Here is a 12,155-nt window from a genome sequence, read left to right as displayed (position 1 = left end):
TACCTCTATTCATTTTAGCTTCTTATACGGCAGTAGGTACGGTTCTTTTCATGATGTGGAATGATTTTCTGTATAGAGAGTAGGACAATAGTCCGCTTCAAAAAGAAAATGGCTCTATAACAAAAAAATCTGAGACAGAATGAACCTCATTCTGTCTCAGATTTTTTTTAACATCACGCATCAGTTCTTATTGACAAAGAGCCGAAATTTTCTTCTTTCTGTCCAAATGATTCTAAGATTTCTCTTTACCTACATCATCTGGGTGATTATTTAACTAATACATCGATAGATCTGCTTTTATTTCCTTTTTATTTACTTCTTTTTTTAATCCCCAAACCAATGTTATTAGGAAAGCAACAGTGAAACCAATAATTTGAGAAGCTATTCCTCCATAAAAACCGACATCAATTCCTTTACTATTGATAATTAACGGGATTCCTAATAGTCCAAATCCGCCAAAAGCATATTGTACTGTATTTGTCATACCAGCAATTATTGCCCCTACACTGCCACCAATTACAGCTGCAACAAGAGGTCTTTTCAACGGAAGTAATACTCCATAAAGAGCTGGTTCAGCAACACCTATTAAAGTAGTGACTCCTACTGAATAACACAACGCTGTTAAATCTTCCTTTTCTGATTTCAGTCCTGCAGCAAAAGATGCTCCTGCAATCGCAAATTGACTTGCTAGTAATAGTCCTAAAATTGGATTATACCCTTGCACTGCTATATTGCTAATGAAAATAGGGATAAATAGCCAATGTAGTCCTAGTATAATTAATAAAATCCATGTTCCACCTAATACTATTCCAGCTATAATTGGGCTAAAGCTATACACTAAGTCCATCATTACAGCGATAATTTTACTAAACCAAGATACAAAAGGTCCGATAGCTAATAGAGAACTAGGAATAATAACTATCAAAATAAGCATTGGTTGAATTAAAAAACGTACCTCTCTTAATGGGATTTTCTGAATTTGTCTTTCAATTTTTGAAGCAAACCATACTGCTATAATTACTGGAAAGACAGAAAAAGTATAATCTGTCATATTTACCGAGAGACCTAAAAAAGTTAAATTTCCTTCTGAAATATAAGGAATAAGTGAAGGATAAATCATTGACGCACCAATAATCATTCCCAAATAGCTATCTATTTTGAAATATTTTACAGCTGAGGCACCGAGTACAACTGGCATAAAATAGAAAAATGTATTTGAAATAGCAAATATAATAATATATGTCCCTGAATCATCTTTAAGAATATGACTTACTTGCAGAATAGACAATATACCTTTAATTGTACCTGAAGCAGCTAATATCCCTAGAACGGGAGAAAAAATACCTGAAACAGTTGCTGAAAATGCATCAAATACATTCCTTTTATTTGTCACAGCAACTTCTTTTGAAAAATTCACGTTACCCACTCATTTCCCTCCTACATAAAATTACCAACAAAGCGATTAAACGAGTTTCTCAAGCAGTGATAGTATAAAAATCAAGAAATCAATTCTCTATAAATTTCTTAATCTTTATTTTAACTAGCAGACCGGACATTTAATATTCAATCAATGTAACACTTCCTGAAATTCCTACTGGGTCTAAATATAAGTATTGAGATAAGTAGTCCTTCACATGACGACCTAAATTATTTACAACAGCTATCTCCAATTCATTTTTACCTACCCTAAGTTTTTCGGATAAATCAAAATTATACGGATATGAAATTTTAGTTCCAATCTCCTCGCCATTTAATCGAACTGTTGCTATTTCAGATAGATCTGAAATATTCAGAGATAACTTTTCGCTTTTAGATTCGAAGTAAGTTTTATAAATTAATTCACCAGAAAAATCACTAAATTCAGGTAACTTTGTTAGATTCGGTAGCTTATCAAAATTCCAATTTCTTCTTTCAGGTAATCCATATCCTCTAACAATTTCCACAGACCAAGGATAATGATTTAAAGATGATTCATTTATTCCAACTTCATCCACCTCAATACGTTGTTTAAGTTCATTTTCAGTATAAAAAATAAGTGTTTCTCCGCGATCTAAATAGACCTGGTACTTACCTTGTATTTTAGTTGGTCGAACAATCCTATTTTCAATTGGATTATAGATTAATAAATCTTCTTTTGTTGGAAATGAAGCAGCAAATTCTAGTGGTTCATACAGATCTTCGTTAAATAGCATGAATATCTCTCCATCTTTTTGAGTATAGTGATAATACCTCAAATATGGAGAAACTTTATCTACTTCTAATTGATCCACTTGATTTCTAAGATTCTTATTTAAATCGCTTAAATTACTTACTTTACATTTTTCTTTGATCTTCTCAAATAACTCTGTATCCGTTATGTTTTCACTAGTCCCTAATGGATAGCCGTCTACAAAAATAACTGATACGCCTTTATCTGCTAGACGGGTTATCTGATTAAGCAATTTGATTGGTAGTCTTTCTGAATACGGTATGATCAATGTATTGAATGTCATTTCATTTAACACAAATTTTGAGTCAACAATAAGTGCTTGGTTGGTTAGCATGTCTGCAGAAACGATATTAAAACCAATTTGATTTTCAGTTAAAGTTCTAGCAGGCTTTTGAAATAACATATAGTCTCCAGACCACTCTGCTTCGGCATGATATAACACTCCAACTGAACTAGTAAATTTCCCTTCTGAAAGCAAATAACTGATTCGATTTACATATTCAATCAACTTATTCATATATGGAAATTGCATATTATGACCATGTGCATAAAAATGTGGTGGACAATCAGGATCTGGAAATTTTTTCATTGTAAATGCATGAGGAACAAAATAATTTACTCCATTTACTAGCATGTGATCTGTTATCCATTTCATTAAACGAAGTCCTTCAGACCAGCCATATGCTCCATAAACTTCACACATCGTTCTTCCTTTTTTTTGTGGGTCTAATTGACCTAGTGAGGAACCTAATTTTGCTAATCCATATGTGAAAAATTCTCCATCCCAACCGGTACTTGTATACGACTTAAATAAACCATTGTTTTGGCGAGGAATCAATTGATGTAATACAACATCAATTCCTGACATCTGCTGTCCTGCCATTGACCTAAAGAAATGACCAGCACCATAACCTAAACGAGCATGAGCGTTATTATCTTCAATCACATGACCAATATATTCAACATTTCGATTATTACACCATTCTCCAATGACCTCGGAGAAATTCTCTGAATACAACTGACTTACTAAATTCATATACTGGTATCGAACTTCGTGCGCTTCTTTATTTTCACCAGTAAACAATAGCAATAAATAGGGGTATATTTTATCTTGAGGAATCCTCATTTTTTCTGCTAATTCAACCTCTAACCCTTTTCTCCATGATAGTTGCATTTCTTGTCTTCCAATTGATGCATTTGGTCCTTTAACATTACCAAAACGTGGTTCATCAGAAAAAAATCCAGCAATTGTTTTTCCAAATTCTTTACCAAAATGCTTATAATGAGGCTCATAAACGGTATCTATTAATACTTGTGTGGATTCTTTAACTAATGGGTTTAAGTACCCTTTTGTGGCTTCTTCCCCACCTTCGAATGTAGTGTACAAAGCAAAAATGGTCCACTCACCTTCAGGTACACTCCAAAATAGCGTACGTTCATTCATATACTCACTAAGATCAATAATTATTTCTTCATCAATTTCACTGTAGGCTGTTTTCTTAGCTGCAAAAATACCCAAGATCTCATTTTTTATGTTATTTGAATGAGCCGAAAGCTTTTCTACCTCTGTCCCAACATTCATTATATTTGGCCGTTCTGAAACCAACCAATCTAGCAGAATTTCTGCATCTTCTCGTGGTCCAACAAAATCCAATGACTTCATTGCTAAGAACTGTTTTTGTAAATGAGGATACTGTGCTTCGATTACTCCCGCTGCATAGCCTGTTGGAAAATGCTTATCGTCTAGTACCCAGACAGTCATGTTTAGCTTTTTACATTCTTTAATAATAAATGACAAATCAGACCACCATTGCTCCTCTAAAAAGTTCTCATACGGCCTTGATTCAATGCAAATTGATTGGATACCTGCATCAGAGATTTTTTCTAAATACTCACCAATTATCTGATGATCTTCTCCATGCATCCATAAAAAAGGTAAAAAATGATTATCATATTCTCGGTTAATTGCCTTAACAATTTTCTTCAATTATCTAATTTCCTCACTTTCTATTTTTCATACATATGTAAGAAAATTTTTTATTTTCTTATAATATGGTATTATGATTACATTCATCCATCAATGTCAAAACACATGTATTTTTATATCATTTTCTACGAAAGGAGTGCTTCTACTCTCATGGAGCTGCAATTACTAGAAAAAAACTTGTATAAGAAAAATAAAAGTGAACTGCGTTATTTAGAAACCCACACTCTTTCAAAATCTTATGAATTCATGAAATTCAAGATGATTAACCAACAAAAAGTCTATATATTTGATGGCTATATTCCTAAAAATGACGACTTTACCATTCAAAAACATAATCGATTTGCTCCAGTTCCTACACACATACACAATTTCATAGAGATCAATTATATTTTTAATGGTCAATGCACACAAATCATTGATGGCAGAGAAGTTCTCCTTACCAAAGGACAAATTTGTCTAATTGATACAGATGTCCCTCACTCAATTAAAGAAACAGGAGAACAAGATATTATAATCAATATATTGATTCATAAAAACTACTTTAAAAACCAGCTGCTCTCAAATTCTTTAAATAAAGGTATCATTACAGATTTCATAATGAATGTCATATCTGAAACTGCCAATCACCGTCAATACATTATTTTTAAAAACAGGGACTTTGAAAAAATTCACTCTACAATTTGTGATATGTTGCTTGAATCGTACTCTCCAAATATAGGAGATAAACAAGTCATTAGTCATTATCTTAGTATCTTTTTTATTAAGCTGCTTCGAGACTTTGATTATGAAACAAACGGTCAAACAAGCCGCAAAGAACAGGAAATATTGGAAATTCTAAAATATTTGGAAACAAATTATGAAAGTTTGGATTTATCTTTATTGGCCAAAAAATTTAATTACACACCAAATTATCTAAGCACCTTATTGAAAAAGAAAATTGGGAAAAGTTATTCAGAAATTATTTTAGAGAAAAAACTAGACCGTGCACATGCGCTATTACAACATTCTGACTTAACAATTAATGATGTAGCCATTGCAGCCGGTTTTACAAACCCAACTTTCTTCTATAATAAATACAAAGAAAAATTCAATAAGCTACCTTCGGAAAGATAATAAAAGATAGCAGACGCAATGTAACAGACTTCTATTACTTTAAATTTCTTAAAAAGTAACTAAAATTGTTTAGCTACTTTTTAAGAAATGTCGTCATAATAAATCAACTGTCTTCTTGCGTTAAAAGAATTTCTCTTCTCTCTTTTTTCGAGAAGAGAAACTTTCACTTACCCAGTTACTTTGCTGCTCACAATACTTCTTGTCATGGATTAAATATCTATGACCTCTACCTGCAGTATAAGAAAAAACTGAACCTTTAGTTTCTACAAGTCCATGAAATATTTTATTTGTTTTTATACATTCAAATTTGACAGACAATTCTATATTTTTATAAGATATTTTGTAAGGCCAGTTGCTTAGTTGATTCGGCATAAAAGAAGCCATGTACTCATTTTTTTATAATTGAAGACTGATATATTAATGTCTTTACCGTTTTTTAAAGACAGCACACTCAATTTTTTCCACATCCCTATATCCTGAACCATAGCAAGTATCGAGTTCTCATAGTATTAAACTTTCACTTTAGCTGGACTAATCCAATTGGTTGTTTTTCAACCGTATCAGAGTCAGTCTTCATTTCTATCAAGTCTATTATTTCAGTATCCGTGAACACAACTATCACTGGGTTTCCTTTCCCTTTGGCTTCTATTAAAGGCCAATCAACCTTCATTAATAAGGTATTTTCATCAACCGTTTCCCCTATATCTATCAGCAACTCAAAAGGTTCTCCATTCAGCTCAACTGTGTCTAAACCTATATGAATAAGTATTTCCAATCCCGCATCTGTTTGAATACCTATCGCATGCTTTGTTGGGAAAATATTTACTACTTTACCGATGACTGGAGAATATATTTCATTACTATTAGGAATAACTGCAAATCCATCACCTAACATTTTTTCAGAAAATACCCCATCGTTGATATATTCAATAGGGATAACTTTTCCTTTTACTGGACTAAAAATAGTAATATCTTTACTTTTATTCTTTTTAAATATTTTGAACATAGTATTTCCTCCTAAATTTTTAACATACTTTATCGTCAAGAAAAGCCATGACTTGTTTTATTACCTTAAAAGAAACAAGGGAACAAGTTCACGGCCTTAATCATTAGTATTTAGTCTAAAATTTTGTGAGAAGCATAGAAGTTTCTATCTTTGCTTGCCATATACTTGCTTTCACTAATGGAGAATTTTTCTTCCAAATGAATATCGTTTGCTGAACTCCCTACTAACAAATCAAATTCGCCCGCTTCAATCTTCCACTTCATATCTTCATCTAGAAATGCAAATTGACTTGGTGAAATAGAAAATTCAATTTGCTTACTTTCATTTGGTTCTAATACCACTTTACAAAATCCTACTAATTCGCGCTCTGGTCTAACCATTGACGCAACTTTATCTCGAACATAGACCTGCACAGTTTCTATACCTGTTCTATCACTGATATTTTGCACCGTAATTTGAATACATACTTGTTCAAATGGCTTAATCTCTTTATTCTCAACATTCAAATCACTGTATTCAAAAGTGCTGTATGACAATCCATAACCAAAGTAGTATCTTGGCGTATGAGGTAAATCAATATAAGTCGAAAAAGGTGAATCTGTTCCTACATGGTAGCTTGATCCTTGACTATGATTATAGTAAAGTGGTGCTTGAGCTGAGCTATAGGCAATAGAAACTGGTAATCTGCCACTAGGATTATTTTTGCCAGTAATTGTCTCAACAATTGCTTGGCTCCCGTATTCCCCCGGATTCCAAGCTTCAATAATTGCTTGAGCGTATTTATCAGCAGCATTACTTGAAATAGGTCTACCATCTAAATGAACAACGATAAAAGGAATTCCCTTTTCTCCTAGTTTTTCCAGAAATGCTTCTTGACAGACAGGAAGATTGATACTGCTTGAATCAATACCTTCACCCGTTGAACAAGATGTCCCCCAACCATATTTTCCACCTACCGTGACAATCGTTATGTCAGATTCTTCAGCAAGTTTTAATGCTGGTTCATGTTGGCTCATATCATCACCAACATATGGATAGCCATATTCATAACTCACTTCTGCTGTGGGGCATGCTGTTTTAAATTCTTCAAAAATATTGTTGCAATGCTCGTAGGCTTTCCTGGCAACTTGTTCCAATTTAGGAATTTCAAGCTCTATCATACTACCAGGATAAGTTGCTTTCTTTTGATTTCTCCATAATACGTCAGAATCTTGAACTTCTATACCTGCCATTGTATTTCTTGCACCCATAGCTAACTCAACAACACTCATATATGAATAACCGCCAAACAAACTTCTTACTGATTTACCTAAATGACCAATAATTGCAATTTTTTTATTATCAGTATTTAATGGTAAAATATTCTCATTTTTTAAGAGAACTAGTGATTCTCTTGCATATTGCAGACTAACCTCTTTAGAACTTTTAAGGTTGAATATTTCCGAAATTTCTTCTTCAGATTTTGCAAATGGACTTTCAAAAAGTCCTAATTTAAATTTTTCGATTAGAATTCGTAGAACAGCCTCATCAAGTAATTTGGGATTAATTTCTCCTTGATCAATCAATTTAACTAAATTATCACTATAGGCTTTAGGTGTTGGAAATTCCATATCAAATCCTACATCTAATACTTTAGCAGCCGTATCATCGGCATTCTCACAAACATGCATACGAGTATACAATTCTTCAATTGAAGCATAGTCAGATACTAGTAATCCATTAAATCCCATTTCTTTTCTCAGCAAATCCTTTAAGATTTTTTTTGAAGCCGTAACAGGTTCACTGTCAACGGTACCATACTGGTTCATTACAGATCTCAAATTACCTTTAGCTATTGCTGCTTGGAATGGTTTGCCAAATATTTCTTGTAATTCTCTAGGAGGGATATTGCTTGCTGCTGCATGGATCCCTCCTTGCCCGGCATGATATCCAATAAAGTGTTTGCTAGTTGCCATAATTTTGTAATTTGAATTTTCACCTGAGTTCTGAATTCCTGAAACATATGAGGTACCCAGTGCTGAGACTAATGTAGGATCTTCACTGTAACTTTCTCCATATCTTCCTAATCTAGCATCTCTTGTAACATCAAGAACTGGGGCTAGAGCATGTTTGATCCCCACTGCGTCCATCTCTTTTCCTACTACTTGTCCCATTTCTTTTTCTAAAGATGGATTCCAAGCAGAACCTCTTCCTATTCCAGTAGGAAAACTCGTTGCTTCAGGCATCAATACACCAGTTAATCCTTCTATATGAAACAATGCTGGAATAGAAAACCGACTATTTTTCATCACTTGTTTCTGGTAAGTATTTAACTTCTCTGCAACCATTTCTTTTGAATCATCCCATGCAGCTGCAAGGAAAGCCACTGCCCCTACACCATGAGAAAAATCATTTTCCAAGTTAGGACCATTTTTGTCTTTCGGATTGTAGCATTGTAATTGAGCTACTTTTTCTTCTGTTGTTAATCGTTTTAGAAGATCATGAGCTCTTTCTACATTTGATAAGTTTGCATTTTGATAATTCAATTTTTCTCAAACCTTTCTTAATTTGATTACTACACCTATACTAAGCTATATCCAGTTTTTCATCTGGCTTTGTCATAAAGAATGTTAAGACTGCACTAATACCAAATGCAACGAAGAAACAAATTATCCAGCCAATCAAAGAATTGGGATTACCATTTGGATTCATGTGAGCACCAAATGTTAAAACGCCTCCAACTGTTGCTGGAGAATATTGGTTAACTCCAAGAAATGAAGACAGCATGCCAGCGATACCACCAGAAATCATAGCCGCAATAAATGGTTTTCTGTAAGTCAAAGCAACTCCAAAGATAGCAGGCTCTGTAATCCCAAATAAGGCAGAAGTCATTGTTGAAAAACCAAGAGCTTTTTTCGTTTTGTCTTTTGTTTTCAAAGCAAAACCAAGTGATGCACCTGCTAATGCCCAAACTCCCATACCTAAAATTGGGTTAAATGCACTAGAACCTTCTCGTAAAACAATATCCGTCAAAACAGGAATCAAAGCATAGTGGATACCAAACATTACACATACCTGCCAAAATGCTCCGAAAAATAACCCTGCAAGAATTGGGCTTAAACCATACATTCCAGTTACAACGCCACCTAATAGTTTCCCAACTTCTGTAAATACCGGTCCAATTGCAAGAAACATTAAAGGAATCATAACAACAATAACAATCATAATCTTGATAAATTCTAAAAATTGCGGAATATACTTATCTAAAAAGTGTTCAAATTTTGCTGCAATCATTGTACCAATTAGCATTGGAAATAGAGAATTACCATACCCTACTTGTGGAACAGTAATACCAAGAAAATTAATAGCCTCCGCTTCTACACCCAAAGCTGTAACAATTGCAGGAAATACCATACTCGAAGCAATTGCTGCCGCAATATATGGATTTGACTTCATGTATTTTGCTGTAGAAAACGCAATCATTAGTGGCATTAAATATAAAAAACCATCATTGGCTGCTGCCCAAATAATATAAGTTCCATCAGTCTCTTTTAAGAATCCAGCTAAAACAAACAGAGCCAGCAATCCTTTAAATACCCCAACTGCTGCCATTGTTGGTACAAGTGGATAAATTGTATTCATTAGCATTCTTGAAACTCTGTTAATCAGTTTTTCTTTATTTTTGTCCCGAATTGAATCAAGTTTATCCTTCATTCCAGTAGCATCCTCAGACATTTCAACTCCATCAGCTGTTACTACCTTACTGCTTTCTTCATTGCTCAAAATGTTCTCTACTTCTTTATAGGCATCATTCACAATATTTCCAACAACTACTTGATATTGACCACCTGCTCTCATTACTCCAAGAACTTTATCTATTTTTTTTACTTTATCATCGTTTGCTTTAGATTCATCTGCTAATACAAATCTTAATCTTGTTACACAATGGGTGACACTTACAATATTGTCTTTCCCACCAACTTCATCTACAATTTGTTTTGCCATTTCTTTCAAACTCATTTTGGGCTCCCCTTCTCTATTTATTCGGATTCCAGTGTGGATGCCAAATTATTTGTGGTATTCCACTACTTAAGTCAATAGGTAGCCAGACATATTCTGAAATGCTTGTATCTATGTTCCATGAACTTTTCTCAATTTTTTTCGTCAGGTCAACAACCCAACGATCGCCTATTGCGATGTACAACTCCTTATTTGGTACTTTAAATACACTACTTATTTGTGAATTAAAAGAATTTTTCTCATTATCATTTATACACGGATCACCTGTTATATACCATGGACCATGTATATTAGATGCTTTCGCTGCTAACGATGAATTGGGATAGTAACCTGTCGTTCCAGAGGTAATCATAAAATATTCATTATCCTTCTTAAATACAGCAGGTGCTTCTCTTGCAATCGGCGGTCCATAAAAATGTAAATGAGTTGTGTATTTACCTGTTAAATCTAGATAATTGTCAGTTAAATCAGCTATTACTATTTCTGTATGAACCTTACCAAAGACTAAGTATGCTTTTTCATCGTCATCTACGAATAAGTCAAAATCGCCACTGCTCATGTCCAATGGGATCAGTTTATTAACAATTTTGAACTCTCCTGTTATTGATTTGGAAGTAGCTACTCCCATATATTGGTAGTTCCAATCTCTTGGATTTTCGTCAGTTCCTACAAGTTTCACCCACATAACAAATTCATCATTTTTTTTATTATAAATGATATGTGGGCGATCCATGATTCTTGATGGATGTAACGGATTTCCTAAATCATTAGATGACTTTAAAATAGTCCCCTCAAATTTCCAATTAACCAAATCCTCTGATGAATAACAATTGACTCCATTGTGCCAAATACCAGAGCCAACTTTGGTGTTCTCTTTATTCTCACCATAGAAATAATAAAGTCCATTCACGTAAATTACACTACCACCATGCGCTTGAATCCGATTACCATCTGTGTCAAACCATGGTTGACCTGACTTTATCTCTTGACACATACTTTATCCCCCTTATTTATTTAGTATGTCTTGAACAACACTAATATAACGCTTTCAGAAATTGTTCACAATGTCATATTAACTTTACTTTCTTATCATATTCTACGATTATTTTCGTTAATTTTTCGATTTCATTCTATAAAAAAAGAATATACTGATATACTTCCTTCTATAATTTAAATCTAATTCTTTTGAAAGTAATCGGCTCTATACTTTTTAATATTGGTAAAATTTGCCAACATCTTTTTATGATTTAAAAGTACAAAAAAGACACCTTGAAATCCTTTAGAATTAATTTAATGAACCAATTCATAAGAGGGTTCACAATGTCTTATACACAGCTTGTTAAAGATACCCTAATTATTCTAGACCTAACTATCTATTTCGAAGAATATTGTTTAAGCAGAGAAATCAACCATCTACCGGAAACCTGTGCAACAACTTTACAAACGTTTAAAAGGTTTCTGACTCAGACTAAAAATCTTCTCTGCTACAGTTATTCTGCTTAGAGTTTTCGAAATTTTTATCCTTTTAAACGACGGATCATTATCTGTCAAGGTAAAACTATTTTAATTAAATAAAAAGAACAGAAAGAAATTTTCTTCTTTCTGTCCAAATGATTCTAAGATTCCTTTTTATCAACATCATTTAACAAAGAGACCAAAAAGAAAACCCCTAATGTAAGACACATTAGGAGTTCATTATGATACCGGCGGCCGGGGTCGAACCGGCACGCCCTTAACGGGCACTGGATTTTGAGTCCAGCGCGTCTGCCAATTCCGCCACGCCGGCGTAAAAAAACTGGGGTAGCTGGATTCGAACCAACGCATGAGGGAGTCAAAGTCCC

8 protein-coding genes and 2 tRNA genes (1 of these 10 only partly in view) are annotated in these 12,155 nt (G+C 33.7%); 1 reads left to right on the top strand and 9 read right to left on the bottom strand.

The window, feature by feature from the left end; translation table 11 throughout:
- Positions 1–274: 274 nt before the first annotated feature.
- Complete coding sequence (locus tag IGJ23_RS04710; protein ID WP_438774658.1) at positions 275–1,426, bottom strand: PTS transporter subunit EIIC; 1,152 nt, start codon at positions 1,424–1,426, stop codon at positions 275–277.
- 130 nt (positions 1,427–1,556) lie between these two features.
- Positions 1,557–4,196 carry a glycosyl hydrolase gene (locus tag IGJ23_RS04705; protein ID WP_367011108.1) on the bottom strand — a complete coding sequence of 880 codons (2,640 nt, stop codon included), beginning with the start codon at positions 4,194–4,196 and terminating at the stop codon, positions 1,557–1,559.
- 150 nt (positions 4,197–4,346) lie between these two features.
- Between IGJ23_RS04705 and IGJ23_RS04700 the strand changes: the two genes are divergently transcribed.
- Positions 4,347–5,309 (top strand): AraC family transcriptional regulator, encoded by a 963-nt coding sequence (locus IGJ23_RS04700; protein ID WP_178306077.1) that lies wholly within the window; start codon positions 4,347–4,349, stop codon positions 5,307–5,309.
- Between the two features lie 120 nt (positions 5,310–5,429).
- On the opposite strand, the gene IGJ23_RS04695 is transcribed toward IGJ23_RS04700, so the two are convergent.
- The 7 genes from IGJ23_RS04695 to IGJ23_RS04665 form a co-directional block, all read right to left on the bottom strand.
- Entirely contained in the window at positions 5,430–5,681 is a 252-nt protein-coding gene (locus tag IGJ23_RS04695; protein WP_438774657.1) for a hypothetical protein, read from the bottom strand.
- Positions 5,682–5,826: 145 nt separating this feature from the next.
- Positions 5,827–6,315 (bottom strand): PTS sugar transporter subunit IIA, encoded by a 489-nt coding sequence (locus tag IGJ23_RS04690; protein ID WP_178306079.1) that lies wholly within the window; start codon positions 6,313–6,315, stop codon positions 5,827–5,829.
- A gap of 110 nt (positions 6,316–6,425) precedes the next feature.
- A complete protein-coding gene (locus IGJ23_RS04685; protein WP_438774656.1) occupies positions 6,426–8,840 on the bottom strand; it encodes a glycoside hydrolase family 3 N-terminal domain-containing protein in 2,415 nt (804 codons plus the stop codon).
- Between the two features lie 40 nt (positions 8,841–8,880).
- The gene (locus tag IGJ23_RS04680) at positions 8,881–10,314 is read right to left on the bottom strand and encodes a PTS transporter subunit EIIC (protein ID WP_438774655.1); all 1,434 of its coding nucleotides are present in this window, start codon (positions 10,312–10,314) and stop codon (positions 8,881–8,883) included.
- A 16-nt stretch (positions 10,315–10,330) separates the two neighbouring features.
- The gene (locus IGJ23_RS04675) at positions 10,331–11,308 is read right to left on the bottom strand and encodes a family 43 glycosylhydrolase (protein ID WP_178306082.1); all 978 of its coding nucleotides are present in this window, start codon (positions 11,306–11,308) and stop codon (positions 10,331–10,333) included.
- 707 nt (positions 11,309–12,015) lie between these two features.
- Positions 12,016–12,100 (bottom strand) — tRNA-Leu (locus IGJ23_RS04670).
- A gap of 9 nt (positions 12,101–12,109) precedes the next feature.
- A tRNA-Gln gene (locus IGJ23_RS04665) sits at positions 12,110–12,155 on the bottom strand; it runs 26 nt beyond the window's last position.

The organism is Enterococcus sp. DIV1682a (assembly GCF_051711005.1).
Taxonomy (GTDB): domain Bacteria; phylum Bacillota; class Bacilli; order Lactobacillales; family Enterococcaceae; genus Enterococcus_B; species Enterococcus_B hirae.
This window is presented reverse-complemented; position numbering and strand designations above follow the sequence as displayed.

Coding starts and splice junctions, on each gene's coding strand:
- IGJ23_RS04700 (WP_178306077.1), top strand. CDS start 4,347: ATGGAGCTGCAATTACTAGAAAAAAACTTGTATAAGAAAAATAAAAGT.
- IGJ23_RS04695 (WP_438774657.1), bottom strand. CDS start 5,681: ATGCCGAATCAACTAAGCAACTGGCCTTACAAAATATCTTATAAAAAT.
- IGJ23_RS04690 (WP_178306079.1), bottom strand. CDS start 6,315: ATGTTCAAAATATTTAAAAAGAATAAAAGTAAAGATATTACTATTTTT.
- IGJ23_RS04680 (WP_438774655.1), bottom strand. CDS start 10,314: ATGAGTTTGAAAGAAATGGCAAAACAAATTGTAGATGAAGTTGGTGGG.
- IGJ23_RS04675 (WP_178306082.1), bottom strand. CDS start 11,308: ATGTGTCAAGAGATAAAGTCAGGTCAACCATGGTTTGACACAGATGGT.